Here is a 25,566-nt window from a genome sequence, read left to right as displayed (position 1 = left end):
GCGCCCCATTACTCAACGGCAGGGGTCTCGGCCGAGATATCGGGCAGAAGCGCGGCCTCGGCAGGCACAAGGGTCGTGCCGACCAGCGATTCCGCAGCGGTCGCCGCGGCGGAGTCGATGCCCCACATGGAAACCGCGCCGATCAGCAGCACGGCGGCCGGAACGACTAGGGCCAGATACTGGACCGCCCCCATCCGGCTTTGAACGCCCTCGTTCTCGGCCCCGAAGAACATGTAGTAGACGATGCGCAGATAGTAGAAGGCACCGATGACCGAGGCGATGACGCCCAGGATCGCCAGCCATGACATGCCCGCCTGAACGGCAGCCGTCAGCACGCCGTATTTCGCGAAGAAGCCCAGGAAGGGCGGCACGCCGGCCAGGCTGAACATCAGGAACAGGACAGCAAAGCCCTTGATGGGTTCTGCCTGGGCAAAGCGGTTCAGGCTTTCCAGGTCGGTGATCGGGCGGCCGTCGCGTTCCATCGACAGGATGAAGGCGAAGGAGCCCACGTTCATCACCGCATAGATCGCCATGTAGAGCAGCATCGACTGCACACCGAAGGCCGTCCCCGCCGCAAGGCCCACAAGGGCGAAGCCCATATGTGCAATGGACGAATAGGCCATCAGCCGCTTGATGTTGCGCTGACCGATGCCGGCGATGGATCCCAGGAACATCGACAGGACCGCAAGCGCCGCGATGATCTGGCCCCAGTCACCCGGCACGTTGCCGAAGGCGTCGAACATCAGCCGCGCGATCAGCGCCATGGCGGCGACCTTGGGCGCGGTGGCGAAGAAGGCCGTCACCGGCGTCGGCGCGCCTTCGTAAACGTCGGGCGTCCACATGTGGAAGGGCACGGCCGAGACCTTGAAGGCAAGGCCCACCAGCAGGAAGACCAGGCCGAACAGCAGGCCCACCGAAAGCTGCCCGCCCACGACGGTCTGCACGATCCCTGCAAAGCTGGTCGTCCCCGAGAAGCCGTAGACCAGCGAGGCACCGTAAAGCAGCATCCCCGAGGACAGCGAGCCGAGGACGAAATACTTCAGCCCCGCTTCGGACGACTTCACGCTGTCGCGGCGCATGGCGGCGGCGACGTAGAGCGCCAGGGATTGCAGTTCCAGCCCCATATACAGCGACAGCAGGTCGCTGGCCGACACCATCAGCATCATGCCGATGGACGCCAGCGTCAGAAGGATCGGGTATTCGAAGCGCAGCAGGTTGTGCCGCTCCATGTAATCCGCGCTCATCGCCAGGACGGCGGCGGCGGAGACGAGGATCGTCACCTTGGCGAAGCGGGCAAAGGCATCGTCGGTGAACATCCCGTGGAAGGCCACCTGGGCCGGGCGGTCGGCAAAGCCAACGTAAAGCCCGATCACCAGCAGCGCCGCCACGGTCGTCCACAGGACCGGACGCGCAATGGCGTCCTTGCCAAGGTAGGCCCCTGCCATCAGCGCGCCAAGCGCATAGATCGCCAGCACAAGTTCCGGCAGGATGGTCGAAAGATCGAGCGCGGTCATCGTGCTTTCCTCAATGGCTGGCGTCGGCCGCTTCCGCCTGGGCGGTCACGGCCAGCCCGTCGCGTCCGTCATGCGGCAGGGCATCGTGATAATTGACCAGCAGCGCCTGGACGGCGGGGCCGGTGATGTCTGTGACGGCGCGCGGATAAACGCCCAGGAACAGCGTCATCACGATCAGCGGGACGAAGATCCACTTCTCGCGCGGGGTCATGTCGGTGATCGTCCGCAGGCTTTCGCGGACCAGGGCGCCCAGCGTCACGCGGCGGTAAAGCCACAGCGCATAGCCCGCCGACAGGATCACGCCGGTCGCCGCGACAAAGGCCACCCAGGTATTGGCCTTGAAGGTTCCCATCAGGGTCAGGAACTCGCCCACGAAGCCCGAGGTGCCGGGAAGGCCCACATTCGCCATCGTGAAGAACAGGAAGACCAGGGCATAGACCGGCATCCGGTTGACCAGGCCGCCATAGGCGTCGATTTCCCGCGTGTGCATCCGGTCGTAGATCACGCCCACCAGCAGGAACAGCGCGCCCGAGATGAAGCCGTGCGACACCATCTGGAAGATCGCCCCGTCCAGGCCCTGCTGGTTCGCGGCAAACACCCCCATTGTGACGAAGCCCATGTGGGCAACCGACGAATAGGCGATCAGCTTCTTCATGTCGGATTGCACCAGAGCCACCAGCGAGGTGTAGACGATGGCGATGGCCGACATCCAGAAGACCAGCGGCTGCAGCATGTCGCTGGCCACCGGGAACATCGGCAGGCTGAAGCGCAGGAAGCCGTATCCGCCCATCTTCAGCAGCACCGCCGCCAGCACGACCGACCCTGCGGTCGGCGCCTGGACGTGCGCGTCGGGCAGCCAGGTATGGACCGGCCACATCGGCATCTTGACCGCGAAGCTGGCGAAGAAGGCCAGGAACAGCAGCGTCTGCATTCCGCCGACCACCGTGAAGCCCAGGACGCGCATGGTTTCAGACGGGAAGTCGAAGGCCAGCAATTGCGCGATGTCGGTCGTTCCGGCGGTGCGCGCCATGGCGATCATCGCCACCAGCATCAGGACGGATCCGAGGAAGGTGTAAAGGAAGAACTTGAAGGTCGCATAGATGCGGTTCGCGCCGCCCCAGATGCCGATGATCAGGAACATCGGGATCAGGCCCGCCTCGAAGAACAGGTAGAACAGGATCAGGTCAAGCGCGGTGAAGACGCCGATCATCAGGCCTTCCAGCACCAGGAAGGCGATCATGTATTCTTTGACGCGGGTCTTCACGTCCCAGGTGGACAGGATCGTCAGCGGCATCAGGAAGGTCGTCAGCATGACGAACAGGACCGAGATGCCGTCCACGCCCATCCGGTAGCGCAGTCCCATGATCCAGGGGTGGTCCTCGACGAACTGGAAGCCGGTGTCGGCCGGGTCGAAGCCCGCCAGCACGAACAAAGAGATGAGGAAGGTAGCCGAGGTGGCGATAAGCGCCAGCCACTTGGCATTGCGCTGCGCGGCCTCGTCCTCGCCCCGCAGGAACAGGGCCAGGATCCCCGCTGCCACGATCGGCAGGAAGGTGATGATCGAAAGAAGGTTCGTCATGTCAGTGCGCGCCCCGCATAATCACCCAGATCAGCAAGCCCACGATGCCCACGACCATCGCGAAGGCATAGTGGAACACATAGCCCGACTGCACGCGACCGGCGAAGCGCGTCAGGCGCGGGATGATTCCCATGGCCACCCCGTTGATGGCGCCGTCGATAACCGCTGTGTCGCCGCCCGTCCACAGCTTGCGACCGATCCACAGCGCGGGCCGGACGAAGACGAAGTGATAGATTTCATCGAAATACCACTTGTTCAGCAGGAACCGGTACAATCCCGGTTGCTGCGCGGCCAGCTTCGCCGGCGCATCGGGATAGCGAATGTACATCAGCCAGGACAAGCCCAGGCCGATCAGCATCGCGACAAAGGGCGACAGCTTCACCCAGGTCGGCACGTAATGCGCGTCATGCATCACGTGGTTGTCCGACCGCATGAAGATCGCGCCCCGTTCGAAGCCTGCAAGGGCCGCGTGGCCGTCGGCGGCGGTTTCCTCGGCCGGGTCGCTGGCGGCGCCGGCGGCGGCATGGGTTGCGGCACCCGCAGGCTCGCCATGCGGCGCCTCGGCCACGGCACCGTCAAGCGCCTCGCCATGGCCGCCCTCGGCCTGTTCGTGGGCGGCTTCGGGCAGGCCGAAGAAGCGCTGCACATCGTCGCCGAAGAAGCTGCCGTACCAGATCATGCCGGCGAAGACCGCGCCGATCGCCAGGATGCCCAGCGGCACCGTCATCACGGGCGGGCTTTCATGGGCATGGTGATGCGCGTGCAGCGGGTCGTGATGCCCGTGCGCGTCATGGCCGTGGCCGTGTCCATGCGCGTCGTGGCCATGGCCATGCGAGGCCGAGGGCTGGACCTCTTCCTCGGTCTTGATCTCGGCGTCCCAGACCTTTTGCGGGCGCGGCGCGCCCCAGAAGGTCAGGAACATCAGCCGCCAGGAATAGAAGCTGGTCATCAGCGCCGCGATCACCAGCAGCCAGAAGGCGTAGCTGACGCCAGAGGCATAGGCGCTTTCGATCACGGCGTCCTTGGACAGGAAGCCCGCAAAGCCGATATGGGTCAGCGGGATGCCGACGCCGGTGATGGCCAGCGTGCCGATCAGCATGGCCCAGAAGGTCAAGGGGATCTTCTTTCTCAGCCCGCCATAGTTCCGCATGTCCTGTTCGTGGTGCATCGCGTGGATCACGGAACCCGCGCCCAGAAACAGCATGGCCTTGAAGAAGGCATGCGTGAACAGGTGGAACATCGCGACCGAATAGACGCCCACGCCTGCCGCCACGAACATGTAGCCCAGCTGCGAACAGGTCGAATAGGCGATCACGCGCTTGATGTCGTTCTGCACGAGTCCCACCGTCGCCGCAAAGAAGGCGGTCGAGGCGCCGATGATCGTGATGAACATCTTGGTTTCCGGCGCGAATTCGAACAGCGGGGACATGCGGCAGACCAGGAAGACGCCGGCGGTGACCATGGTCGCGGCGTGGATCAGCGCCGACACCGGGGTGGGGCCCTCCATTGCGTCCGGCAGCCAGGTGTGCAGGAACAACTGCGCCGACTTGCCCATCGCGCCGACGAACAGCAGGAAGGCCAGCAGGTTCGCCGCGTTCCATTCGGTCCACAGGAAGCGCATCTGGACATTCGCCAGATCGGCCACCTGCGCGAAGATCGCGTCGAACTGGATGGAACCCGTCATCCACCACAGGCCGAAGATGCCCATCAGGAAGCCGAAGTCGCCGACCCGGTTGACGATGAAGGCCTTCATGGCGGCGGCGTTGGCGGAAGGCTTGCGGTAATAGAAGCCGATCAGCAGATAGGATGCGACGCCCACGCCTTCCCAGCCGAAGAACATCTGCAGCAGGTTGTCGGCGGTCACCAGCATCAGCATGGCGAAGGTGAAGAACGACAGATAGGCGAAGAAGCGCGCCTTGTAGTGTTCGTGATGGGTCCAGTTGTCGTCATGGGCCATGTAGCCCATCGAATAAAGATGCACGAGCGCCGAGACCGAGGTCACCACGATCAGCATGATCGCCGTCAGCCGGTCCAGCCGGATCGCCCATTCGGCGCTGAAATCGCCCGAGACGATCCAGTCCATGACCGGGATGTGCTGCGTCTGGCCGTCAAAGCCCAGAAAGACGATCCAGGAGAACAGCGCGGCCACGAACAGGATGCCCGTCGTCAGCATCATCGCGGCTTTCTCGCCGATGATGCGCCAGCCGAAACCGGCGATCAGCGCGCCCAGAAGGGGCGCGAACAGGATGAATTGCGCCATGTGTCCCTAGCCCTTCATCACGTTGACGTCGTCCACCGCAATCGAGCCGCGGTTGCGGAAGAACACAACCAGGATCGCCAGGCCGATGGCGGCCTCGGCCGCGGCGACGGTCAGGATGAACATGGTGAAGACCTGCCCCCCCAGATCGCCCAGATGGGCCGAGAAGGCGACAAAGTTGATGTTCACGGACAGCAGGATCAGTTCGATCGACATCAGGATGACGATGACGTTCTTGCGGTTCACGAAGATGCCGAAAATGCCGGCGACGAACAATATCGCCCCCACGACAAGATAATGTGTCAATCCGATCATCGTCTTTCGTCCCTCCGGGTCTTTTACCCGTCAAATATCAGCAGGCAGCGTCGGGCGGGGCCCTACAGCCCCTGCCCCGGCTTCACGTCGCGCAGTTCCATGGTCTTGGCCGGGTCCCGATACATCTGCTCCAGCACGTCCTGACGCTTGACGTCGCGGCGGTGGCGCATGGTCAGGGTGATGGCGCCAATCATCGCGACCAGCAGGATCAGCCCGGACACCTGGAAGGGCAGGATATAGCGGTCATACAGGATCGTGCCGATGGCATTGGTGTTCTGCGTCTGCACCACCACGGGTGCCGCGCGCAGGTCGACCGCCTGGTTCGAAATCTCCCACCCGCCGAAGGCAATCACCAGCAGCGCCAGCAGCACAAGGCCGATCAGCCCGGCCAGCGGCAGATAGCCCGCCAGTTCGCCGCGAAGCTGGGCAAAGTCCACGTCCAGCATCATCACGACGAACAGGAACAGCACCGCGACCGCGCCGACATAGACAATCACCAGGAGCATCGCCACGAATTCGGCGCCCTGCAGCACGAACAAGCCGGCCGAGGCGATAAAGGCCAGGATCAGCCACAGCACCGAATGGACGGGGTTGCGGGACAGCACCACCATGAAGCCCGCCGTGCAGACCGAGATGGCGAACAGATAAAAGGCGAAGGTGATCATTCGGCCTGTTTCCCTTCATGTTCGGTGAATACGCCCTGGGCAATCTCCAGGGCCTTCTGCATCGCCGGAATGCCGCCGAACATCCCCATCTGGTAGATGACCTCGGCCACCTCGCGCGCCGTTGCCCCGGCCTCGATCGCGTGGCGGATGGTCAGGCGCAGCTGCGGTTCGGCATGCGCCCCCTGCACGGTCAGCGCGGCGATCGTCACCAGCAGACGGGTCTTGGCGTCCAGCCCGTCGCGGTTGAAGGTGCGCCCGAACCACATTTCCAGCATGTCCGCCGGCATGGTCGGGATCATCTTCTCGAAGGCGCGCGGGTCGAAGGTTTCCAACGCAGGGTTGAAGGCCCGGGCCATTTCCTGCCCGGACTGCATCATCTGCTGGAACAGCTTGGTGAAGGCGTCGCTCATCTGTAGGGCGCGTCGATGGCAAGGTTGCGGGCGATCTCGGCTTCCCAGCGGGCGCCGTTGTCCAGAAGCTTCTGCTTGTCGTAGAAAAGCTCCTCGCGCGTTTCGGTCGCGAACTCGAAGTTCGGGCCTTCGACGATGGCATCGACCGGGCAGGCTTCCTGGCAGAAGCCGCAATAGATGCACTTGGTCATGTCGATGTCATAGCGCGTGGTGCGGCGGCTGCCATCCTCGCGCGGTTCGGAATCGATGGTGATCGCCTGGGCGGGGCAGATCGCCTCGCACAGCTTGCAGGCGATGCAGCGTTCCTCGCCGTTGGGATAGCGGCGCAGCGCGTGTTCGCCCCGGAAGCGCGGCGACAACGGGCCCTTTTCATGCGGATAGTTGATCGTCGGCTTCGGCGCGAAGAAATATTTCACGCCCAGCCCGAAGCCCTTCAGGAAATCGAAGAGCAGGAAATACTTGGTGGCGCGGGCGATGTCGAATGCCATCAGAAATCTTCCCCTTGCTTGGGAGCGGCGAAGCGGTCGAAGGCCGCGACATAGTCGCGGATCCTTGCGCCGTCACGGGACTGCTCGGCGCTGTCCAGGTTGTTTGCCAGGAAATGCGCGAACTCGGCCTTGTCGGTTTCCGAGGCGTTCGCCAGCAGTTCAGCGATCTTGTTCGAATAAGCCATGGTTTATGCCCCTGCCCAGCGGGCCCAGAAGGAACCAAACACTTCGTAGCGGGCAAGGAAGGCAACCAGCACGACCCAGCCCAGCGACAGCGGCAGGAACACTTTCCAGCCGATGCGCATCAGTTGGTCATAGCGGTACCGCGGGACAATGGCCTTCACCATCGCGAACATCCAGAACCAGAAGACCATCTTCAGGAACATCCAGATCGCGCCGTCGGGAACGCCCGGGATGGGCGACAGCCAGCCGCCGAAGAACAGCAGCGAGATCAGGGCGCACATCAGCCAGATCGCGATATACTCGCCTGCCATGAACAGCAGATAGGGCGTCGAGGAATATTCCACCATGAAGCCCGCGACCAGTTCGGATTCGGCCTCGGCCAGGTCGAAGGGCGGGCGGTTGGTTTCGGCCAGGGCGCTGATGAAGAACAGGATCAGCATCGGGAAATGGGGAAGCCAGTACCAGGACAGCAGGCCCGCGCCCGACTGCGCCTCGACAATGGACGAGATGTTCATCGAGCCGGTCGAGATGATGACCCCGATGATGATCAGGCCCAGGCTGACCTCGTACGAGATCATCTGCGCCGCCGCGCGCAGCGACGACAGGAACGGGTATTTGGAGTTCGAGGCCCAGCCACCCATGATCACGCCATACACCTCGAGCGAGGAAACGGCGAAGATGAACAGGATGCCCACGTTGATGTCGGCCATCACCCAGCCGGGCGCGAAGGGGATCGCGACAAAGGCCAGCAGCGCCAGCGTCATCGACAGGAAGGGCGCCAGGAAGAAGACGAACTTGTCCGCACCTGCCGGGATGACGATTTCCTTCAGCACGTATTTCAGCGCGTCGGCGAAGGTCTGCAGCAGGCCCCAGGGACCAACCACGTTCGGGCCGCGCCGCATCTGCACCGCGGCCCAGATCTTGCGGTCGCCATAGACCAGAAAGATCAGCGACAGCATGACAAAGGCGATGACCGCCAGACCCTGCGCCAGCAGGATGACCGTCATGCCCAGAGAGGATGCCCAAAATTCAGCCATGCGCCCGTCCCTATCCTATCACAGCGCGGGAATGCCGCGTGCCTTGCATTCACGCAAGGTGTCTTCCGTTTCCATCACCCGCAGACCCATCGGCTTCTGATCCGACAGCGTGAATGCGGCTCCGATCATCAGCTTGCCATCGCGGGTATCTTGCAGCGTGCGCACATGGCGGCCATAGGGCTCGCCGTTCTGCCGGGCCCAACCGGCCAATGCGCAGGTGGCATACGAGAAGGCGATATCGGCGTCTACCCCCTCGCGCAAATTCGCTGTCACCTCGACCAGATCCGATGATCCGTTCGGACCCAGAGAGGCCACGCGCGCGCCCATGAAATCCCGGGGATCGACCTCGGTCCCCTCGGCCCAGGTGGGCAGGGCGGGTTGCGTTCGCGCCGCAAAGGCCTCGAGCGCCTTTTCCTGGGCCGTCTGCCGGGGCGGCAGGTCCGCCGCCACCATCCCGCCCAGGTCCAGATCCAGATTGGCGTTCAGCGCCATCAGGTCCGCTTCGGTCACGGCAAAGGCGTCCTGCCCTTCCGGGCTGTCCAATGCCATAGTCGTCACCTGTCCGTCCGGTTCCAGGATCAGGATCTCGCCCGACTTGGTCGAGATGCGGGCCAGCGTCAGCGGCGCCTCTCCGGCAGCGGCGCCGGGGGTTGCAACGCGTGCGGTCATCGTCTCGGGCTTGGGCCGAGGCCGTCCGTCCCGGCCAGCATCATCCGCGCAGCCGGACAGGATCACGGCCCCGGCAAGGGCAGAGATCAGGATCCGGGGCTTGCGAAATGCCGGCCGCATCGATGTCACTCGGCCGCAAGGGCGGGCGCCTTGCGCGCCGCCGCCATTCGCGACAACTCGCCCATCAGCGGCGATGACCGCGCGATTGGGTTCGTCAGGTAGAAGTCCTTGACCGAGTTGCGGAAGCTCGCCCGGCCCAGGTCCAGCCGCTGCAGGGGCTGCCAGTCGTTTTCGACAACCTCGTCGATCCGGGCCAGGTGCGGCACGGCCTGGATCAGCGCGCGGCGCAGTTGCGCCAGGCTGTCCCAGGGCAGCGTCGCGCCCAGTTCGGCGGACAGGGCCCGCAGGATCGCCCAATTCTCCTTGGCATCGCCAGGCGCGAAGTTCGCGCGGATGCCAAGCTGCGGCCGGCCTTCCGTGTTCACGAACAGGCCGTTTTCTTCGGTATAGCAGGCGGCGGGCAGGATGATGTCGGCCCGATGCGCCCCGCGGTCGCCGTGGCTGCCCTGGTAGATCACGAAGGCGCCGGGGGCGATGTCGACCTCGTCCGCGCCCAGGTTGAAGATCACCTCGGCCCCGTCGATGGCCGCGGTCAGGCCGCCCTCGGTCACGGCGCCCACGTCCATCGCACCCACGCGGGACGCTGCGGTGTGCAGGACCAGCAGCTTGCAGTCGTCCAGTTCGCAGATGCGCATGGCGTTGGCCAGCACGGCCTCGCCATCGGCCTCGGTCAGGGCGCCCTGGCCTACGATCACGATGCCCGGCGTGCCCTGGCTCGACTGGAAGTCGCCCTTGACCAGTTCGGAGAGCGCCGCGCGATCGGCGCCGTGATGGTGATAGTCATAGGTCAGGTCCACGGCCTCGCCGATTAGCGCAACCTGTGCGCCATGCGCCCATGCCTTGCGGATGCGGGCGTTCAGGACCGGCGCCTCGTCGCGCGGATTGGTGCCGATCAGCAGGATCCGCTTGGCATTGTCGATATCGGCAATCGTGGCGTTGCCGACATAGGCGCCACGGTTCCCGACAGGAAGGCGTGCGCCATCGGTGCGGCATTCGACGTTTCCGCCAAGGCTTTCCATCAACTGCTTCAGGCTGAACGCGGCCTCGACCGAGGCAAGGTCGCCCACCAGGCCCGCAACCTTGCGGCCCTTCATCGCGGTGGCCGCAACCGACAGGGCTTCAGCCCAGGTCGAGGGGCGCAGCCTGCCATTCTCGCGGATATAGGGCTTGTCCAGCCGCTGGCGGCGCAACCCGTCCCAGACGAAGCGGGTCTTGTCGCTGATCCATTCCTCGTTCACGCCGTCATGGTTGCGCGGCAGGATGCGCATCACTTCGCGGCCCTTCACGTCCACGCGGATGTTGCTGCCAAGCGCATCCATCACGTCGATGGTTTCCGTCTTGCGCAATTCCCAGGGGCGCGCCTTGAAGGCATAGGGGCGGCTGACCAATGCGCCGACCGGGCACAGGTCAATGATGTTGCCCTGCAGGTTCGAGGCCAGCGTCTCGTTCAGGTAGCTGGTGATCTCGCTGTCCTCGCCGCGCCCGGTCTGGCCCATCTGGCTGATGCCCGCGACCTCACTGGTGAAGCGCACGCAGCGGGTGCAGCTGATGCAGCGGGTCATGTGGGTCTCGACCAACGGGCCCAGGTTCAATTCCTCGGCCGCACGCTTGGGCTCTCGATACCGGCTGAAGTCCACGCCGTAAGCCATTGCCTGGTCTTGCAGATCGCATTCACCGCCCTGGTCGCAGATGGGGCAGTCCAGCGGGTGGTTGATCAGCAGGAACTCCATCACGCCCTCGCGGGCCTTCTTGACCATCGGGCTGTTGGTGCGGATTTCCGAAGGCGCGCCATCGGGACCGGGGCGCAGATCCTTGACCTGCATGGCGCAGGACGCGGCAGGCTTGGGCGGGCCGCCCACGACCTCGACCAGACACATCCGGCAGTTGCCCGCGATGGACAGGCGTTCGTGATAGCAGAAGCGCGGGATCTCGATCCCGGCCAGTTCGCAGGCCTGGATCAGGGTCAGGTTGGGATCGACCGCGATCTCGGTCCCGTCAATCTTGATTGTCCGCAAATCGGCCATCGGTTTCTTCCTTACCTGGCAACCAGAAGCGATCCGGCGATCGTCTTCCGCTCAATCTCTTGCTGCCCCAGACGGCAGAATGTCTCGGGCTGGCCACTCACCACCCCATTGGCGACCATGTAGCGGTCGGCCTCGGCATAGATGCGGCGACGTTCTTCCCGGCTGTCGAGAAAGGCGTCGATCTGCGCATCACTGTATCCCTGGTCAAGCGCGTAACGCTTGAGCTTGCGGGCCTCGGAGAAGGCCCGGATCAACCGCGCGTCCAAGGTCGGGCACCCCTTCCGCAGCATGTCGGCCACACGGGCCTGCACAAGGCTGTCGTTGATATGGCGTTCCTGCGACAAGGGCGGAAGGGCGGCGGCTGGCCCGGACAAGGCGGCAAGGGCGGCAATCGCGGCAAGGGTCTGGCGGATCATGGCAGGTTTCTCCGATGGCTGATGTCGGATGACATAACCACCGGCCCGGCCCTTTGCCCGACACGACCCCGCGACAGCGGCGTGATATGCCGCCCGCCCGATCATTCCGCGGCCATTGCCCCCATGCGTCCGGTCCGCTTGGCCTTGATGCGGTCCTCGATCTCTTCGCGGAAATTGCGGATCAGGCCCTGGATGGGCCATGCGGCAGCGTCGCCCAGGGCGCAGATGGTGTGGCCCTCGACCTGCTTGGTCACGTCCAGCAGCATGTCGATTTCCTCGACCTCGGCATCGCCGCGCACCAGGCGTTCCATCACCCGCATCATCCAGCCGGTGCCTTCGCGGCAGGGCGTGCATTGCCCGCAGCTTTCGTGCTTGAAGAACTTGGACAGCCGCCAGATCGCCTTGATGACATCGGTCTGCTGGTCCATCACGATCATGCAGGCGGTGCCGAAGGACGACCGCAATTCGCGCATCCCGTCATAGTCCATGATCGCGTTTTCGCACTGCTCGGCCGTCAGGACCGGACAGGACGCGCCGCCGGGAATCACGGCCTTGAGGTTCTTCCAGCCGCCGCGCACGCCGCCGCCGTGCTTTTCGATCAGCTCCTTCATGGGGATCGACATGGCTTCCTCGACCACGCAGGGCGTGTTGAGGTGGCCGGTCAGGCCGAACAGCTTGACGCCCGCGTTGTTCGGGCGGCCGAAGCCCGCGAACCATTCCGGCCCGCGCCGCAGGATCGTCGGCGTCACGGCGATGGATTCGACGTTGTTCACCGTGGTCGGGCAGCCATAAAGACCCGCGCCGGCCGGGAACGGCGGCTTCATGCGGGGCATCCCCTTCTTGCCTTCCAGGCTTTCCAGCAGCGCCGTTTCCTCGCCGCAGATATAGGCGCCGGCGCCGTGGTGCAGGTAGATGTCGAAGTCCCAGCCAGACCCGGCGGCATTCGCGCCCAGAAGGCCCGCGTCATAGCATTCGTCGATGGCGGTCTGCAGCGACTCTTTCTCGCGGATGAACTCGCCCCGGATATAGATATAGGCCGCGTGCGCGCCCATCGCGAAGCTGGCGATCAGCGCGCCTTCGATCAGCGTATGCGGATCGTGGCGCATGATTTCGCGGTCCTTGCAGGTCGCGGGCTCGGATTCGTCGGCGTTAATGACCAGGTAGGACGGGCGGCCGTCCGATTCCTTGGGCATGAAGGACCACTTCAGGCCGGTCGGGAAACCTGCCCCGCCCCGCCCGCGCAGGCCCGAGGCCTTGATCTGTTCCACGATCTTGTCGCGCCCGCGCGAGATGATCTCGGCCGTGCCGTCCCAATGGCCGCGCTTCTTCGCGCCGGCCAGGCTACGGTCGCCCATCCCGTAGATGTTGGTGAAAATGCGATCCTGATCTTTCAGCATCCTGTTCTCAATCCTCTCATCCGGGCGTCACGCGTTCCTGCGCCGCCAGATACGCCAGGTCACGATCAGCGACCAGACAAAAGCACCAATGGCGGCCAGATCCGCCAGATAAGCCCATCTGCCAGCCCAGCCGTAATGCTGGCCCAGCCATTGCACCAGCAACCAGGCCGCCATGGCCCCGGCAATCACGGCACCGGCCAGACGCATCTGGCGCGCGTCGCGGTCGCCGCCCTGCCGCGTCATCGCCAGGCCCGTGCGGGGCAGGCGACGCTGTCGGTCAGGATCATCATGCGCATGGCCTTTTCCCGTCGCTGGACCGCATCAGCGGTCGGTTGCATCGTCCTTCTGTTCCGACCGCTCGACAGCGCGCGCGCCTGCGGGTTCGCGATCCGACTGCGGACGCGCGGCCGAGGCGGCCTGCGCCTCCTGCTCGGTCACGCCGGTCGCATCGGCAGGCTTGCCTGCCGAGGGACGCGGCGCGCGTTCGGGGGCGGTATCCACGCCGGTGCGGTCGTCCACGGCGGCCTCGGGCTTGCGCAGCCACTTGGCAAGGATCGGCACCTCGGTCCCGTCGATGCGCTTGACGGTCTCGCCAATGTCGCGGGCCAGGGCAGCGCTTGCATTCAGCGGATCGCCCTGCCCTTGCAGATCCGCAAGCGCGACCGGGCCGCCCAGGGGTTCGGAGGAGAAGCGGCCGTTCTGCGGCCCCGGCAAGGGCACCTGGCCCGCCGAGAAGGCGTCGATCAGTTCTTCCAGCTTCGCGGGCGTCAGATCCTCGTAATAGTCCTTGCCGATCTGGGCCATCGGCGCATTGGTGCAGGCGCCCAAGCATTCGACCTCTTCCCAGCTGAACTTGCCGTCGGCCGACAGGGTATGGGGCGTGGGCGCGATCTTGCGCTTGCAGACCGCGATCAGATCCTCGGCGCCGCAGATCATGCAGGTCGTGGTCCCGCAAATCTGGATATTGGCAATCGAGCCAACCGGTTGAAGCTGGAACATGAAGTAGAATGTCGCCACTTCGAGAGCCCGGATATAGGGCATCCCCAGCAGGTTCGCGCAATATTCGATGGCAGGCCGCGACAGCCAGCCTTCCTGTTCCTGGGCACGCCACAGGACCGGGATGATCGCCGACTGCTGGCGACCTTCCGGATACTTGGACATCTGGACTTGCGCCCATTCCAGGTTGGCGGGGGTGAACGCGAAGCTGTCCGGCTGGACGGGCGAAAGACGGCGGAGCATCAGCGGTCAACCTCTCCGAACACGACGTCGATGGTGGCGATCAGGGCGGGCACGTCGGCAAGCAGATGCCCCCGCGCCAGATAGTCGATGGCCTGCAGGTGCTGGAAGCCGGGCGCCTTCAGCTTGGCCCGGTAGGGCTTGTTCGTGCCGTCGCTGACCAGATAGACGCCGAATTCGCCCTTGGGGGCCTCGACGGCGGCATAAACCTCGCCTGCGGGGACGCGGAAGCCCTCGGTGTAAAGCTTGAAGTGGTGGATCAGGCTTTCCATGTCGCGCTTCATGTCGCCCCGCTTGGGCGGGGTCAGCTTGCCGCGCGCCAAGACATCGCCCGGACCTTCGGCCCGCAGCTTCTGGATCGCCTGCTTCATGATGCTGGTCGATTCCCGCATTTCCTGCATCCGGATCAGGAAGCGGTCATAGCTGTCGCCATTCTTCCCGATCGGGATCTTGAAGTCGAATTCGCTGTAGCATTCGTAGGGCTGCGACCGGCGAAGGTCCCAGGCAAGGCCCGAGGCGCGCGCCATGACCCCGGTGAAGCCCCAGTCAAGCGCATCCTGTTCGGTGGCGACGCCGATGCCCACAAGCCGCTGCTTGAAAATCCGGTTTTCGGTCAACAGGGTGTCCAGGTCGTCCACGACCTTGGGGAAGGTTTCGCACCAGGCCTCGATATCGTCCAGCAAATCTGGCGGCAGATCCTGGTGAACGCCGCCGGGCCGGAAATAGGCCGCGTGAAGGCGCGCGCCGCTGGCACGCTCATAGAAGATCATCAATTGTTCGCGCGCCTCGAAACCCCACAGCGGCGGGGTCAGCGCGCCCACGTCCATCGCACCTGTGGTCAGGCCCAGCAGGTGGTTCAGGATGCGGCTGATTTCCGAATACAGGACACGGATCAGGCTGGCACGGCGCGGCACCACGGTGCCCGTCAGCCGTTCGATCGCCAGGCACCACGCATGTTCCTGGTTCATCGGCGAGACATAGTCCAGCCGGTCGAAATAAGGCAGGTTCTGCAGGTAGGTCCTGCTTTCCATCAGCTTTTCGGTGCCGCGATGAAGCAGGCCGATATGCGGGTCCGCGCGTTCGACGATCTCGCCGTCCAGTTCCAGCACCATGCGCAGCACGCCGTGGGCCGCCGGGTGCTGGGGTCCGAAGTTGATGTTGAAGTTGCGGATCTTCTGTTCGCCGACCAGCATGTCGGACGATCCGTCGTCATAGTTGTTGGTGCGGATATCGCCGTCCATGGCCTTACCCCTTGGTCTTTTCGTCGCCGGGCAGGACATATTGCGTCCCTTCCCAAGGCGAGAGGAAGTCGAACTGGCGGTATTCCTGCGTCAGCCGCACAGGTTCATAGACCACCCGCTTCTCGGATTCGTCATAGCGAAGCTCGACATAGCCGGTCGTCGGGAAGTCCTTGCGCAGCGGAAAGCCCGTGAAGCCATAGTCGGTCAGGATCCGGCGCAGGTCCGGGTGCCCCGAGAAGAGGATCCCGAACATGTCGAAGACCTCGCGCTCGAACCAGTTGGCGCAGGGATAGATCCGCACAAGCGACGGCACGATCTCGTCATCCCGGATCGCGATCTTCAGCCGGACGCGGTGGTTCTGGTACATCGACAGCAGGTGCCAGACCACGTCGAACCGCTGCGCGCGTTCGGGATAGTCCACCGCCGTCATGTCGATCAGGGTCGTGAACCGGCAGCTGCTGTCGCTGCGCAGGAACTCGACCAGGTCCAGAAGGCTGGACAGGTCGGTGGTCACCGTCAGCTCGCCAAAGGCGATCTGGGTGTCCAGGATTTCATCACCGCGCCGCAGCTTGATATGCTCGGCCAGTTGCTCCAACGCGTCGAGATCGGGATAGACGGACATCGGGTTACCTCACCAGCGTGCCGGTGCGCCGGATGCGGCGCTGAAGTTGCAGGATGCCATACAGCAGCGCCTCGGCCGTGGGGGGGCAGCCGGGAACATAGATGTCCACGGGCAGGATGCGGTCGACGCCACGCAGCACCGAATAGCTGTAGTGGTAATAGCCGCCGCCATTGGCGCAGCTTCCCATGCTGATGACATAGCGCGGCTCGGGCATCTGGTCATAAACCTTGCGCACGGCCGGGGCCATCTTGTTGGTCACGGTGCCCGCGACGATCATCAGGTCCGACTGGCGGGGGGAGGCGCGCGGCGCGGTCCCGAACCGTTCGATATCATAGCGCGGCATGGAAGCCTGCATCATTTCAACCGCGCAGCAGGCCAGGCCGAAGGTCATCCAGTGCAGCGAGCCGTTGCGCGCCCAGTTGATGATGTCTTCGGTCGTGGTCAGCAGGAAACCCTTGTCCTGCAACTCGCGGTTCAGGCTGGCGGTCGCGACCTCGCGGTCGGGACCAGCGGTATTCGCTCCGGTCATCACGCCCATTCAAGCGCACCTTTCTTCCATTCATAGGCAAAGCCCACGGTCAGCACGCCAAGGAACACCATCATGGACCAGAAGGCTACGTCCGACAGGCCGGCAAAGCTGACCGCCCAGGGGAACAGGAAGGCGACTTCCAGGTCGAAGATGATGAACAGGATCGACACCAGGTAGAATCGCACGTCGAACTTCATCCGCGCATCGTCGAAGGCATTGAAGCCGCATTCATAGGCGCTGACCTTTTCCGGGTCCGGGTTGCGCACGGCAACCACAACGGCCGCAAGGATCAGGATCAAGGCCAGGGCAGAGGCCATTCCCGCGAAGACGAGGATCGGCAGATAGTCCTGAAGCAAGGTTTCCACGGGCAAGTTCCCCTTGTCGGCCGCGGAAAAGCTGTGGCTGCCCGCGACGGGTTAGCTGAGCGTCCGTTTAGACCTGTGGGCAAGCGGGGTCAACGGGCGCAAAGCCACAGGCACGGGCGCAATTCGCGGCGTCTTGGCAGTGCGGTAAGGCGTGGCGGTCAGGCAAGGCCCGGCCGTCACAGGCATCAGATGGGCCCCGGGGGCCGGGTCTTCAAGGCGCGCATGACGCGACGGCCGGGGGTGGAGAAAATGTCGCAGGCTCCGCGCCGCAACAAAGAAAAGGCAGCCCGATGGCTGCCTTTCTGGATCATCCGGCAATGCCGATATTCAGCGTGGCTTTTACAGGCCAGCCGCCTGGCAGTCGGCCAGGGTGATGATCTCCATGTTGATCGTGCCCGAGAACTGGTCGGCGTCCTGGTTGCCTTCCAGGCCGGTCGTGGCCGTCGCGGAATTGTCGCTGGCCATGGCAGCCGCCGCCGGATCGCGCGAGTCGTCGTCCTGGTTGCCTTCGTTCCCCGTCGTGGGCTGGGCTGCGTCCATGGTGCCCGCATCGGTGTCCGGCATCGTGCCCGAAACCGAGTCGTTGTCGGCATTGCCGGAATTGCCCGCCTCGCCGCCGGGATCGGTCGCGCTTGTAGCCTGGTCATCCGACCCGGCGGCCAGGGTGCGGCAATGTTCGGTCACGGCAGCCAGATCGGCGGCGCTGATTTCCTGCGTGCCGACCATGGTCTGGGCGAATGCGGTCGAGCCGAAGCCCAGGGCGGCAGCCAGGGCGACAGGGGCGGTAAGCGACTTGAAAGACATCTGGTATTCCTCCATCATGTGTTCATGGTCTGATTGACGGACTAACCCCTTGAGCCGACAGTGGTTCCACGCATCGGAAGACACGAGTTTGTTGGCCTTTCCGGCGGAACCGCGCGGCCTTCCTTGCATTCCGTTAGTTGCTGCCGGATCTCGCATCGCGCCCCTCCGTTGCGTTCGGCGGCCGAAAGGGCTATTTCAGTCGGAACCGCGACCGAAAGGACATGGCCTTGCGCGATCTTCGGATTCCCGACCAGCGACACCCGGAAAAGGCCCATCGGCCGGATCAAGACCAGCCCAAGAAGCCGTCCTGGATCCGCGTCAAGGCGCCCACGTCGGAAGGCTACAAGCGCACCCGCGACATCATGAAGGACAACCGCCTGTCCACCGTCTGCGAGGAGGCGGGCTGCCCGAACGTCGGCGAGTGCTGGTCGCAGGGCCATGCCACCATGATGATCATGGGCGAGATCTGCACGCGCGGCTGCACCTTCTGCAACGTCGCCACCGGCAAGCCCAACGCGCTTGACGTGTTCGAGCCCGGCCGCGTCGCCCACGCCGTCCAGAAGCTGGGGCTGAAGCACGTGGTCATCACCTCGGTGGACCGCGACGACCTCGACGACGGCGGCGCGGACCATTTCGCCCAGACGATCCGCGCCATTCGCCACCGCAGCCCCGATTCCACCATCGAGGTGCTGGTGCCCGATTTCCTGAAGTCGAAGCCCGGCTCGGTCGAGATCGTGGTCGAGGCGCGGCCGGACGTGTTCAACCACAACCTTGAAACCGTCCCGGCGCTGTATCCCACCGTCCGCCCCGGCGCGCGCTATTTCCATTCCCTGCGCCTTCTGCAGAAGGTCAAGGAACTGGATCCGTCGATGTTCACCAAGTCGGGAATCATGGTAGGCCTGGGCGAGGATCGCAGCAGCGTGTTGCAGGTCATGGACGACATGCGCGCGGCCGACATCGACTTCATGACCATCGGCCAATATCTGCAGCCGACGCCCAAGCATCACCGCGTTGACCGCTTCGTCACGCCCGAGGAATTCGCGGGCTATGAAAAGGCGGCCTTCGGCAAGGGCTTCCTGATGGTCTCGGCCACGCCGTTGACCCGGTCGTCCTATCACGCGGGCGACGACTTCGCGCGGCTGCGCCAAGCCCGCCTGCACAAGCTGGGCCGCGCCTGACCCCTCTTGCAAAGACGCCTGCCCCGCGCTAGGGCAGGCACCAGAGAGGCCCGAGTGACGGAATGGTAGACGTAGCGGATTCAAAATCCGCCGCCGCAAGGCATGTCGGTTCGAGTCCGACCTCGGGTACCAGCCTTTCTTTTCAAGAAGTTAGCCTGAAGCGCAGCGGCCAAGCCGCAGCGCGGCTAGGCGCTTCTGTAAGCAGTTTGTAAGCAGGCTGCTTAGAAGCAATGCGTAGGCAACTGCCGTTCTGCTTGCTGTATCCCTGCCCCTAGGCCTTCCCGCTTGCATCGTTGGGCCGTCAGCATGCTGTTGAGGAGACTCCATTAGGGAAGCTTGATCTGGACCTGATTCGAGACATCCTGCTCTGGATCGGGAGAACCAGATCGTTGCCCATGACGGCATCCACAAGATAGTGCTGCCGGGCCGGGATGACCATGCCATTGCATATCATGTCGCACGCCTGGCGAATGAAGGGTTCATCGACGCAACGATGCAGCGCGTCGGAGGAACTGAGCCCGACGAAGTTTTCCTGCTCTACTCGATCCACGCCACAGAGTGGCCCGGCCATGACCTGCTGGAGCATCTACGCGACAAGGCCGTTATGGAGCGTGCCAAGGGCTGCTGAAGACGGCAGGTGTCAAGACGATGACCGAACTGTTCAAGGCGCTGCAGGCAGAGAGCGCGGATCGCCTTCGGGTGTATCTGGGCGGCCTGATCGGTTAGGCCGTATGATGTTCCCAGTTCTAGTTCGGATGCAATGGCGGCACGGCGGCCAATGGCAACGAACTGCGTAATTTTAGCGCATTTAGTGATGCGGCCCAGCCGCGGCTACGCGGCCTGGGCCATGTTGTGTGCTTGCCAAGAAATGGCAGCGAGCAATTTCGTATCAGAAGATGAAGGCGTCGGCCGTTAGGTCGGATGCGCCCAGAACGAAGATCGCAAAATCTGCCTTCTTATCACCGTCCACATCGCCACGAACCAAGGTGCCCCGACTGCTCGACAAAAGAGTTAGCTCACCAGCATCACCCGTGAATTTGCTATATCCGAGGAAGTCGAAAGCTTGATTTCCAGCGAGTGAGGTATCCGCATCAATTCTTTTCAGCGATATTCTGTCGCCCGTGCCAAAGTCAGAGATCGTATCTCGGGCTGTCGCAAGGGTGTCCGAGGCAGAGTTGAAGATGAATGTGTCTGCACCTCCACCCCCATTGAGGCGGTCGGCGCCTGCACCGCCGATAAGGCGATCCGCCCCTTGGCCGCCCAGCAACGTATCATTGCCAGCACCACCGCGAAGCAGATCGTTCCCAGCAGCACCGTTCAGTGTGTTGTCACCGGCATTCCCGTCCAGGACGTTCGCCAGCTTATTGCCGATCCCGCTCAGGTCCTTACGCCCAGAAAGAACAAGGTTCTCAACATTGGCGGTCAAACGGTAGTCAATGGACGCCTTGACCGTGTCGCGCCCTTCATTGACCCGCTCAACGACCGTATCCTTGGCATGGTCCACAACATAGGTATCGTTACCGGCGCCACCGATCATCCGGTCGGCTCCCGTGCCACCATTCAGGACATCATTCCCGGTCGCACCAAGAAGACGGTCATTGCCGGAGCCGCCAAACAGACGATCGTCGTAATACCCGCCTTGAAGAGTATCATTCCCGCCTTCACCGTACTGGCTATTTGTTCCAGTATACGACCAGTGGTCAAAGTAGGCGTAAATGTAATCATTCCCGCTTCCGCCATAGGCGACGTCCTTGCCTTGACCCATTAAAATGTGGTCATTACTTTTCCCGCCGATCAGTACGTCATCATGGCTGCTTGCATTTAGACGTAGAGCAAGCGTTGAAGCGGACCCATCAATCCGGCCGCCCTCTTCAGAAGCCCCAATTGTAACTGCAGTGTCAGGGAACCTGTTCACCCACTCACCGGCGGTGGCGTGTATCTTAACGGTCCCGCGACCAACAACATCAAAGTATGCCTCTGTACGGCTTTCCCTGAGCACTTCAATTTGCTCGAAGGAGTTCAGAAAATCCGCACTCAGCTGAAGGATACCTTGTGGCACGAGAACCTCGACGCCGGACACGTCCAGTGGAATATCCGAAGACTCGAGTACGAGCCTATCAAGTCCTTCGCCGCCTTCAACGGTGACTTTCCGAACATCACCCTGGTTCCGGATGCGGAAGAGATCGTCTCCTGCTCCCCCCACCAGGGTGTCGTAGCCCCCGGAGGATGCAATGGTGTCGTTGCCCATGCCCCCGTCAAACAGGTCGTCGGTGATGGTTTCCCATTCGTCGTAAAGAAAGTCGTCGCCTGCGGTTCCCAAGTACTTCATCAAATCCTCAACTTAGATGGAAGAATCCTTCCGGCGATCTAATACAGACAAAAGCGAAAGGGTCTATCTCTTCCTTGCTGTGGAGCCTTTAGGGCCACGCGGGGCCGCTAGAATAGCAAGTCCCGCAATCAGCCTTGGGGATTGGCATCATAGTCAGTCAGTCTGCGTCTATAAATTCGTCCAGCGCCTGATCCTGTTCGCTGTAGCCGCCTAGGTCCTCGTTCAGGATGTTGGCCAGTTGCGGCACCCGCAGGCTCCACTTGCGCAGCATCTGCCGGCCCATGACCTGGGCATCATACGGGTTGTGCTTGCGCAGTAGTTCGGCCGCTAGCTTGGGATCGTCCATGGCCTTGGTCATCAGTTTGTTGATGGCTGCGGCCTGAACCTTGGCCGATCGTTACAACGGCTCTCCGTCAAGCCAGTGCCATTTTACTCTGATGTCCTTTGCGCCTTTTACGCCCTTTGCCATGAGGACGATGGCAACATCATGTGCTGGGGCCGGAGCGATCCTTACCGCGATATCTCGGGTGCGAAGCGGCGTTTTGTCCATGGCTCCCTTTGTGTGTTTCGGGTCAAGATAGAAGACAGCGCCACGAGAAGCGACAAGGCGAGTCGCGCGGGCTTCGTGCGGCTCGAAATTGCGGATGACCAGACGCACCATCGTCCATCCATCTTGATCGGCAACGGCGCCGATCTGCGGCTCAACGGATAGCCTTTTCCGCTTCATGGACCTCTTGGTCAGGCTTGACTGTCGCCAAGCAAAAGCAGCGCTCGCAGCGGCGCCTACTGCGGAAATACTCGAAACTAGCAGAGCAATGTCAGCCTTATCCACGCAAAGTTCTCTCCAAAGCCACTATTGCCACTTCATCTGCGGCTGCCCGTCAATCAGCACGGACAGGCTCACCCGCGAACCTTCTTTGCTGCTTCCCTGAAAACTTCCGCTACTGCAGGATGAGCATCCTCGGCTGCCTTTTCATACGCTGCGGCCGCTTCCTCATAGGTCTGCTGACTGCTATGGCGGCTGACGGGCAGCGCGATAAGCACGTCCAGCAAGGCCTTGCGCAGTGCAGCTTCGGCTTCGGTCATGGCACATTCCGAAGAATCGCTTGCTCTCATCTTCGGCAGAACGGGCACGTTCACGCAAGACAGGAGAATGTGCTTACGGCTCGCCGCCGGACAATACTTGGCGTCCCGGCCTAGGCCAAAGTTCCAGCGGGCAGCAAATTTCTTGCAGTCGGGGGCGCCCGCTCTCGGGATGCGTTTCGGACTATCCAGGGAGGGGCCGGGGGCGCCCTTCCTCACCTGCCTGAGGCGCCTTCTAGGACGTCTAGAATTAGTCGTCTGCTAGCTTCACCCAATAGGGATGCCACTGCGTAACAGTCTTCCCAGACCGACTTTTGCTCAGTGGTTTAAACTGCCGCCGATAGCGCGACCCCTCGAAATCGACCGTTTCCTTACTTCTGGCCTTTGGGAAAGCTGCGTCTAGTTGTTGTTCCAGTCGCTCTTGGTCAGTGTAGGGGATCGCGCCCGCTGCCTTCAGTGCCTTTTCTACCTCACGCACGTGACGCCGCGCCTGTTGAATCCTGGTGTGGTATTTTTCTGGGTTGCCAGATGTGTCCATGCTGTCTCGTTCTTCCAAGTTGGCGAGATCAGCTTTGGCTTTATCCAAGTCATCTATGCTGAGGGTCATCGACATCCTTTCTTCCGCCGTCGGCGGCCTGTTGCTCGTAGTGACGCTATATCTACACCTGATATGTGGAAAGGCTCTCTGCTCCTTCGGGCCAACTACATCTGCTCCTCTCCACTGAAAGACACGTTGTCCCAGTAGAGCAAGCCCTAGCGGGACGTATCGGCAAGGCATGTTAATTGTCCCGCAAGAATACTGTTGACGCTGTGAGACAGTTCGGCTTACAACATCTTAGAAGCAGTGAGACACACTAAGGGGTCGTAAGAATGCTTATAGGATATGTCAGAACCTCGACGATCGATCAGAAGGCCGGACTGGCCGCGCAGTTGCGCGATCTGGAGCAGGCCGGATGCGAGCGCATCTTTACGGAGGAAGTTTCGTCGGTCGACGTGGCGAAGCGCGAACAGCTTGCAGAGGCGCTGGCCTTTGCCCGAACAGGCGACACGCTGGTCGTTACAAAGCTGGACCGCCTGGCGCGCTCTGTGGCGCATCTGGTCGAGTTGCTGGCCCGCCTCGAAAGCAAGGGCGTTGCCCTGCGCATTCTGGCAATGGGCATCGATACCTCCACCCCTACCGGCAAGCTGATGTTAACCGTCCTAGGCGGCGTGGCAGAGTTTGAGCGCGAAATCATGCTGGAGCGCCAGCGCGAAGGCATCGCCAAGGCCAAGGCCGCCGGCAAATACAAGGGACGCGCGCCCACGGCCCAAGCCAAGGCTGAAGACGTCCTGAAGCTGCACAAGGAAGGCGTGGGCGGGACTGAGATAGCCCGGCGTCTCGGTATTGGCCGCGCCAGCGTTTACCGGATTTTAAACCACGCCGCGCCAGCCTGATAACTGCGCACACCAATCGCCCATCGCTTATCGACAGGACCTTTTTCCATGGACATTGAAACTCAATCCGCCGCCCGCCGCGAAGCCTCGCTTTTTCTCGCCTGCATGAACGAACTGGCGAAAGCGAAATTGCTACGCGATCAAGTGGAAATCTGGTGGGCGCTAGATGACATCGCCTTTCTGGCGCTGGGCGCACAGAATGCTGCTATCCGAAATCGGGCAGTCCGGGAACTGGACAGGCACCGAGACAGATACCGGACCAATGGCTGCACCGATCGTTTCGGATCGCTCGACGTCTTCTGGGACCTGCCCCCAGAACCGTTCCCTTATGTTGAACCGGCCAATGACGACGATGCACCGTGGCCCCCGTTGGTTGTTCGGTCCTGACCCCGTCAGGCGAGGTTTGGACGGTCCTGCTGCTGCTGCCACACGTCATTCCTGCGTAGCACTATTGCCGGCGACTGCGGCGGGGCATAGAGGCTGCCCCGCCGCTTGTTCCAGTCTCGCGCCCGTGGCTGCCATTGCCGCAGGCGCTGTTCGTTAGCCGAACGGGTCTTTGGGGTCGTCCTCGTCGTCAGGGCTGCCGGTATCGTCGTCCTTGTCTTCTTCGGGCTCGATCAGTTCGGCATCTTGTGCGCCCGCAAGAAACTCTGCTTGCTGCGCCCGCAGTTCTGCCAGTCTGGCGGAAATCTCTTCTGCTGTCATTTCTTCGGGCGGCTTGGCGTTGCCCCGCTGGGCGTCCTTATCGAATGCGCCCCCGGCCCGAAACAGGGCGGCCCCTGCAGTAGCTTTGGCAGGGGCTGGGGCCTTCGGGTCTTTGCAGACCGCTACCAGCGCGTCGTAAGCAATTTCCAGGCCTTCGCACTGGACACGGCGCAGCAGATCGCGCTGCGCCGTCATGGGGTCTTTCTTTGGCATCTGATGCCCTTTCCTGTTCTGAAGGTTAATCCCGCTGATGGTGGCAGCTTGTCTCGACAGAAGCAGACGCACGTGCAGGGCGCCGTTTCAGGGCTTGTTCAAGGCATCATGCGTCCTTTCTGCTGGGTGGTCCTCGATCGGGGCGTCTGCACCCTGCACGGCGGCCATCAGGGCCCGCAGTTCAGCGATCCTGTTCTGTATGGCTGCCAGTTCCGGGTCGACGGGGCGCGCAGGATGAGGGCTGGCATAGCGCGCCTGCATCTCTGCGTTCTGCTGCCTGGCAAGGCGCTTGGCCGCACGGTGCGCGGGCGTTCCCAACGGCCTGTCGCGGTGCCACTTGTCATAGCTGGCACGTTCTTCGGCCGTCATCCTGGCCAGCCGCTTCAAGCGCTGCTTTTCGCGCCGCTCCAGGTCGCGCAGATGCGCCACCATTTTGCGCTCGGCATCGGGCGAGGACTTCTTCGGCCACTGAGGCCGGTGCCAATCCTTGCCCTTCGGGGTCTTGCCGCCGTGGTAATAACAAAGGCCGTTCCCCATCGGGAATTGGCGGCATTGCTGGCCGGTGGTCTTTGACTTGGCCCGGCACTTCGGCAGCAGGTGGCGGTTCGCCTGGATGTGCAGCAGGGCCGCTCGACCGGCAGCGATGAAGGCCGCGGGCGCGCTGTTCTTTTTAGTCGGCTCTGAACAACCTTATCCGCCAGCCAATGCTTCGCGTTGATGGGGCGTTTCGGGCCAGATCATCGGCCCGATCAG

Annotated in this window: 31 protein-coding genes and 1 tRNA gene; 5 read left to right on the top strand and 27 right to left on the bottom strand. The window is 62.8% G+C overall.

Annotated features, from left to right (window positions below; genetic code table 11):
• Positions 1–8: 8 nt before the first annotated feature.
• From nuoN to IE224_RS14390, 20 genes are all read right to left on the bottom strand, one after another.
• Entirely contained in the window at positions 9–1,514 is a 1,506-nt protein-coding gene (gene nuoN, locus IE224_RS14485) for an NADH-quinone oxidoreductase subunit NuoN (protein ID WP_191311368.1), read from the bottom strand.
• Positions 1,515–1,524: 10 nt separating this feature from the next.
• Positions 1,525–3,093 (bottom strand): NADH-quinone oxidoreductase subunit M, encoded by a 1,569-nt coding sequence (locus tag IE224_RS14480; protein ID WP_191311366.1) that lies wholly within the window; start codon positions 3,091–3,093, stop codon positions 1,525–1,527.
• A 1-nt stretch (position 3,094) separates the two neighbouring features.
• Positions 3,095–5,353, bottom strand: coding sequence for an NADH-quinone oxidoreductase subunit L (nuoL, locus tag IE224_RS14475; protein WP_191311364.1), 2,259 nt, complete (start codon positions 5,351–5,353; stop codon positions 3,095–3,097).
• Between the two features lie 6 nt (positions 5,354–5,359).
• A complete protein-coding gene (nuoK, locus tag IE224_RS14470; RefSeq protein ID WP_167621659.1) occupies positions 5,360–5,665 on the bottom strand; it encodes an NADH-quinone oxidoreductase subunit NuoK in 306 nt (101 codons plus the stop codon).
• Between the two features lie 62 nt (positions 5,666–5,727).
• Complete coding sequence (locus IE224_RS14465) at positions 5,728–6,330, bottom strand: NADH-quinone oxidoreductase subunit J (protein WP_191311362.1); 603 nt, start codon at positions 6,328–6,330, stop codon at positions 5,728–5,730.
• On the bottom strand, positions 6,327–6,740 hold the full coding sequence (locus IE224_RS14460; RefSeq protein WP_167621657.1) for a carboxymuconolactone decarboxylase family protein: 414 nt from the start codon (positions 6,738–6,740) through the stop codon (positions 6,327–6,329). Before IE224_RS14460 ends, IE224_RS14465 begins: the two co-directional genes overlap by 4 nt.
• A complete protein-coding gene (gene nuoI, locus IE224_RS14455; protein ID WP_167621656.1) occupies positions 6,737–7,228 on the bottom strand; it encodes an NADH-quinone oxidoreductase subunit NuoI in 492 nt (163 codons plus the stop codon). Before nuoI ends, IE224_RS14460 begins: the two co-directional genes overlap by 4 nt.
• Positions 7,228–7,413 carry a hypothetical protein gene (locus IE224_RS14450; RefSeq protein ID WP_191311360.1) on the bottom strand — a complete coding sequence of 62 codons (186 nt, stop codon included), beginning with the start codon at positions 7,411–7,413 and terminating at the stop codon, positions 7,228–7,230. Before IE224_RS14450 ends, nuoI begins: the two co-directional genes overlap by 1 nt.
• A gap of 3 nt (positions 7,414–7,416) precedes the next feature.
• On the bottom strand, positions 7,417–8,448 hold the full coding sequence (nuoH, locus tag IE224_RS14445) for an NADH-quinone oxidoreductase subunit NuoH (protein ID WP_191311358.1): 1,032 nt from the start codon (positions 8,446–8,448) through the stop codon (positions 7,417–7,419).
• A gap of 18 nt (positions 8,449–8,466) precedes the next feature.
• Entirely contained in the window at positions 8,467–9,237 is a 771-nt protein-coding gene (locus tag IE224_RS14440) for a YNQ4 family lipoprotein (protein WP_191311356.1), read from the bottom strand.
• A gap of 5 nt (positions 9,238–9,242) precedes the next feature.
• Entirely contained in the window at positions 9,243–11,261 is a 2,019-nt protein-coding gene (gene nuoG, locus IE224_RS14435) for an NADH-quinone oxidoreductase subunit NuoG (RefSeq protein ID WP_191311354.1), read from the bottom strand.
• A gap of 11 nt (positions 11,262–11,272) precedes the next feature.
• Positions 11,273–11,677: a DUF5333 domain-containing protein gene (locus tag IE224_RS14430; RefSeq protein ID WP_167621651.1), complete on the bottom strand. Its 405-nt coding sequence runs from the start codon at positions 11,675–11,677 to the stop codon at positions 11,273–11,275.
• Between the two features lie 101 nt (positions 11,678–11,778).
• Positions 11,779–13,074 carry an NADH-quinone oxidoreductase subunit NuoF gene (gene nuoF, locus IE224_RS14425; protein WP_191311352.1) on the bottom strand — a complete coding sequence of 432 codons (1,296 nt, stop codon included), beginning with the start codon at positions 13,072–13,074 and terminating at the stop codon, positions 11,779–11,781.
• 27 nt (positions 13,075–13,101) lie between these two features.
• The gene (locus IE224_RS14420; RefSeq protein WP_167621649.1) at positions 13,102–13,317 is read right to left on the bottom strand and encodes a DUF5337 domain-containing protein; all 216 of its coding nucleotides are present in this window, start codon (positions 13,315–13,317) and stop codon (positions 13,102–13,104) included.
• A gap of 78 nt (positions 13,318–13,395) precedes the next feature.
• Positions 13,396–14,313 (bottom strand): NADH-quinone oxidoreductase subunit NuoE, encoded by a 918-nt coding sequence (gene nuoE, locus IE224_RS14415; protein ID WP_191311350.1) that lies wholly within the window; start codon positions 14,311–14,313, stop codon positions 13,396–13,398.
• Positions 14,313–15,551 carry an NADH-quinone oxidoreductase subunit D gene (locus IE224_RS14410; protein WP_167621647.1) on the bottom strand — a complete coding sequence of 413 codons (1,239 nt, stop codon included), beginning with the start codon at positions 15,549–15,551 and terminating at the stop codon, positions 14,313–14,315. The genes nuoE and IE224_RS14410 overlap by 1 nt, the downstream gene beginning before the upstream one ends.
• 4 nt (positions 15,552–15,555) lie before the next feature.
• Entirely contained in the window at positions 15,556–16,173 is a 618-nt protein-coding gene (locus IE224_RS14405; protein WP_191311348.1) for an NADH-quinone oxidoreductase subunit C, read from the bottom strand.
• 4 nt (positions 16,174–16,177) lie between these two features.
• Positions 16,178–16,711: a NuoB/complex I 20 kDa subunit family protein gene (locus IE224_RS14400; RefSeq protein ID WP_167621645.1), complete on the bottom strand. Its 534-nt coding sequence runs from the start codon at positions 16,709–16,711 to the stop codon at positions 16,178–16,180.
• Complete coding sequence (locus IE224_RS14395) at positions 16,702–17,067, bottom strand: NADH-quinone oxidoreductase subunit A (protein ID WP_167621644.1); 366 nt, start codon at positions 17,065–17,067, stop codon at positions 16,702–16,704. The genes IE224_RS14400 and IE224_RS14395 overlap by 10 nt, the downstream gene beginning before the upstream one ends.
• Positions 17,068–17,406: 339 nt before the next feature.
• Positions 17,407–17,871, bottom strand: a complete 465-nt coding sequence (locus tag IE224_RS14390; protein WP_167621643.1) for a hypothetical protein — start codon at positions 17,869–17,871, stop codon at positions 17,407–17,409.
• A 221-nt stretch (positions 17,872–18,092) separates the two neighbouring features.
• Here IE224_RS14390 and lipA point away from each other — a divergent pair, with 221 nt between their 5' ends.
• The 3 genes from lipA to IE224_RS14375 all read left to right on the top strand — a co-directional run bounded on the left by lipA (position 18,093) and on the right by IE224_RS14375 (position 19,677).
• Positions 18,093–19,049, top strand: a complete 957-nt coding sequence (lipA, locus tag IE224_RS14385) for a lipoyl synthase (RefSeq protein WP_191311347.1) — start codon at positions 18,093–18,095, stop codon at positions 19,047–19,049.
• Positions 19,050–19,097: 48 nt separating this feature from the next.
• A tRNA-Leu gene (locus IE224_RS14380) sits at positions 19,098–19,181 on the top strand.
• Between the two features lie 235 nt (positions 19,182–19,416).
• On the top strand, positions 19,417–19,677 hold the full coding sequence (locus IE224_RS14375; protein WP_268939200.1) for a DUF2513 domain-containing protein: 261 nt from the start codon (positions 19,417–19,419) through the stop codon (positions 19,675–19,677).
• Between the two features lie 261 nt (positions 19,678–19,938).
• Here IE224_RS14375 and IE224_RS14370 read toward each other — a convergent pair whose 3' ends face one another.
• From IE224_RS14370 to IE224_RS14350, 5 genes are all read right to left on the bottom strand, one after another.
• Positions 19,939–21,378 carry a calcium-binding protein gene (locus IE224_RS14370; protein WP_191311342.1) on the bottom strand — a complete coding sequence of 480 codons (1,440 nt, stop codon included), beginning with the start codon at positions 21,376–21,378 and terminating at the stop codon, positions 19,939–19,941.
• 157 nt (positions 21,379–21,535) lie between these two features.
• Positions 21,536–21,724 (bottom strand): hypothetical protein, encoded by a 189-nt coding sequence (locus tag IE224_RS14365; protein ID WP_191311340.1) that lies wholly within the window; start codon positions 21,722–21,724, stop codon positions 21,536–21,538.
• 51 nt (positions 21,725–21,775) lie between these two features.
• The gene (locus IE224_RS14360) at positions 21,776–22,105 is read right to left on the bottom strand and encodes a hypothetical protein (protein WP_191311338.1); all 330 of its coding nucleotides are present in this window, start codon (positions 22,103–22,105) and stop codon (positions 21,776–21,778) included.
• 173 nt (positions 22,106–22,278) lie between these two features.
• Positions 22,279–22,464: a hypothetical protein gene (locus tag IE224_RS14355; protein ID WP_191311336.1), complete on the bottom strand. Its 186-nt coding sequence runs from the start codon at positions 22,462–22,464 to the stop codon at positions 22,279–22,281.
• A gap of 247 nt (positions 22,465–22,711) precedes the next feature.
• Complete coding sequence (locus IE224_RS14350) at positions 22,712–23,074, bottom strand: hypothetical protein (protein WP_191311334.1); 363 nt, start codon at positions 23,072–23,074, stop codon at positions 22,712–22,714.
• A 257-nt stretch (positions 23,075–23,331) separates the two neighbouring features.
• On the opposite strand from IE224_RS14350, the gene IE224_RS14345 reads away from it, so the two are divergent.
• Entirely contained in the window at positions 23,332–23,895 is a 564-nt protein-coding gene (locus IE224_RS14345) for a recombinase family protein (RefSeq protein ID WP_191311332.1), read from the top strand.
• 48 nt (positions 23,896–23,943) lie between these two features.
• Positions 23,944–24,282, top strand: a complete 339-nt coding sequence (locus IE224_RS14340; RefSeq protein WP_191311330.1) for a hypothetical protein — start codon at positions 23,944–23,946, stop codon at positions 24,280–24,282.
• 153 nt (positions 24,283–24,435) lie between these two features.
• Here the strand turns inward: IE224_RS14340 and IE224_RS14335 are convergent, their stop codons facing one another.
• Both IE224_RS14335 and IE224_RS14330 read right to left on the bottom strand, forming a co-directional pair.
• Positions 24,436–24,813: a hypothetical protein gene (locus IE224_RS14335; protein ID WP_191311328.1), complete on the bottom strand. Its 378-nt coding sequence runs from the start codon at positions 24,811–24,813 to the stop codon at positions 24,436–24,438.
• Between the two features lie 87 nt (positions 24,814–24,900).
• Complete coding sequence (locus IE224_RS14330; protein ID WP_191311326.1) at positions 24,901–25,350, bottom strand: hypothetical protein; 450 nt, start codon at positions 25,348–25,350, stop codon at positions 24,901–24,903.
• Positions 25,351–25,566 lie beyond the last annotated feature (216 nt).

Source organism: Paracoccus aerius, from assembly GCF_014656455.1.
In the GTDB taxonomy this organism is placed as follows: Bacteria; Pseudomonadota; Alphaproteobacteria; order Rhodobacterales; family Rhodobacteraceae; genus Paracoccus; species Paracoccus aerius.
The sequence above is the reverse complement of the archived record's forward strand: the minus strand, read 5'-3'. Positions and strand labels throughout refer to the sequence as shown.

Excerpts from the sequence above, each read along its gene's own strand:
- nuoN (WP_191311368.1), bottom strand. The coding sequence starts at position 1,514 with ATGACCGCGCTCGATCTTTCGACCATCCTGCCGGAACTTGTGCTGGCG.
- IE224_RS14480 (WP_191311366.1), bottom strand. The coding sequence starts at position 3,093 with ATGACGAACCTTCTTTCGATCATCACCTTCCTGCCGATCGTGGCAGCG.
- nuoL (WP_191311364.1), bottom strand. The coding sequence starts at position 5,353 with ATGGCGCAATTCATCCTGTTCGCGCCCCTTCTGGGCGCGCTGATCGCC.
- nuoK (WP_167621659.1), bottom strand. The coding sequence starts at position 5,665 with ATGATCGGATTGACACATTATCTTGTCGTGGGGGCGATATTGTTCGTC.
- IE224_RS14465 (WP_191311362.1), bottom strand. The coding sequence starts at position 6,330 with ATGATCACCTTCGCCTTTTATCTGTTCGCCATCTCGGTCTGCACGGCG.
- IE224_RS14460 (WP_167621657.1), bottom strand. The coding sequence starts at position 6,740 with ATGAGCGACGCCTTCACCAAGCTGTTCCAGCAGATGATGCAGTCCGGG.
- nuoI (WP_167621656.1), bottom strand. The coding sequence starts at position 7,228 with ATGGCATTCGACATCGCCCGCGCCACCAAGTATTTCCTGCTCTTCGAT.
- IE224_RS14450 (WP_191311360.1), bottom strand. The coding sequence starts at position 7,413 with ATGGCTTATTCGAACAAGATCGCTGAACTGCTGGCGAACGCCTCGGAA.
- nuoH (WP_191311358.1), bottom strand. The coding sequence starts at position 8,448 with ATGGCTGAATTTTGGGCATCCTCTCTGGGCATGACGGTCATCCTGCTG.
- IE224_RS14440 (WP_191311356.1), bottom strand. The coding sequence starts at position 9,237 with ATGCGGCCGGCATTTCGCAAGCCCCGGATCCTGATCTCTGCCCTTGCC.
- nuoG (WP_191311354.1), bottom strand. The coding sequence starts at position 11,261 with ATGGCCGATTTGCGGACAATCAAGATTGACGGGACCGAGATCGCGGTC.
- IE224_RS14430 (WP_167621651.1), bottom strand. The coding sequence starts at position 11,677 with ATGATCCGCCAGACCCTTGCCGCGATTGCCGCCCTTGCCGCCTTGTCC.
- nuoF (WP_191311352.1), bottom strand. The coding sequence starts at position 13,074 with ATGCTGAAAGATCAGGATCGCATTTTCACCAACATCTACGGGATGGGC.
- IE224_RS14420 (WP_167621649.1), bottom strand. The coding sequence starts at position 13,317 with ATGACGCGGCAGGGCGGCGACCGCGACGCGCGCCAGATGCGTCTGGCC.
- nuoE (WP_191311350.1), bottom strand. The coding sequence starts at position 14,313 with ATGCTCCGCCGTCTTTCGCCCGTCCAGCCGGACAGCTTCGCGTTCACC.
- IE224_RS14410 (WP_167621647.1), bottom strand. The coding sequence starts at position 15,551 with ATGGACGGCGATATCCGCACCAACAACTATGACGACGGATCGTCCGAC.
- IE224_RS14405 (WP_191311348.1), bottom strand. The coding sequence starts at position 16,173 with ATGTCCGTCTATCCCGATCTCGACGCGTTGGAGCAACTGGCCGAGCAT.
- IE224_RS14400 (WP_167621645.1), bottom strand. The coding sequence starts at position 16,711 with ATGGGCGTGATGACCGGAGCGAATACCGCTGGTCCCGACCGCGAGGTC.
- IE224_RS14390 (WP_167621643.1), bottom strand. The coding sequence starts at position 17,871 with ATGTCTTTCAAGTCGCTTACCGCCCCTGTCGCCCTGGCTGCCGCCCTG.
- lipA (WP_191311347.1), top strand. The coding sequence starts at position 18,093 with ATGGCCTTGCGCGATCTTCGGATTCCCGACCAGCGACACCCGGAAAAG.
- IE224_RS14370 (WP_191311342.1), bottom strand. The coding sequence starts at position 21,378 with ATGAAGTACTTGGGAACCGCAGGCGACGACTTTCTTTACGACGAATGG.
- IE224_RS14365 (WP_191311340.1), bottom strand. The coding sequence starts at position 21,724 with ATGGACGATCCCAAGCTAGCGGCCGAACTACTGCGCAAGCACAACCCG.
- IE224_RS14360 (WP_191311338.1), bottom strand. The coding sequence starts at position 22,105 with ATGAAGCGGAAAAGGCTATCCGTTGAGCCGCAGATCGGCGCCGTTGCC.
- IE224_RS14355 (WP_191311336.1), bottom strand. The coding sequence starts at position 22,464 with ATGACCGAAGCCGAAGCTGCACTGCGCAAGGCCTTGCTGGACGTGCTT.
- IE224_RS14350 (WP_191311334.1), bottom strand. The coding sequence starts at position 23,074 with ATGTCGATGACCCTCAGCATAGATGACTTGGATAAAGCCAAAGCTGAT.
- IE224_RS14345 (WP_191311332.1), top strand. The coding sequence starts at position 23,332 with ATGCTTATAGGATATGTCAGAACCTCGACGATCGATCAGAAGGCCGGA.
- IE224_RS14340 (WP_191311330.1), top strand. The coding sequence starts at position 23,944 with ATGGACATTGAAACTCAATCCGCCGCCCGCCGCGAAGCCTCGCTTTTT.
- IE224_RS14335 (WP_191311328.1), bottom strand. The coding sequence starts at position 24,813 with ATGCCAAAGAAAGACCCCATGACGGCGCAGCGCGATCTGCTGCGCCGT.
- IE224_RS14330 (WP_191311326.1), bottom strand. The coding sequence starts at position 25,350 with ATGGGGAACGGCCTTTGTTATTACCACGGCGGCAAGACCCCGAAGGGC.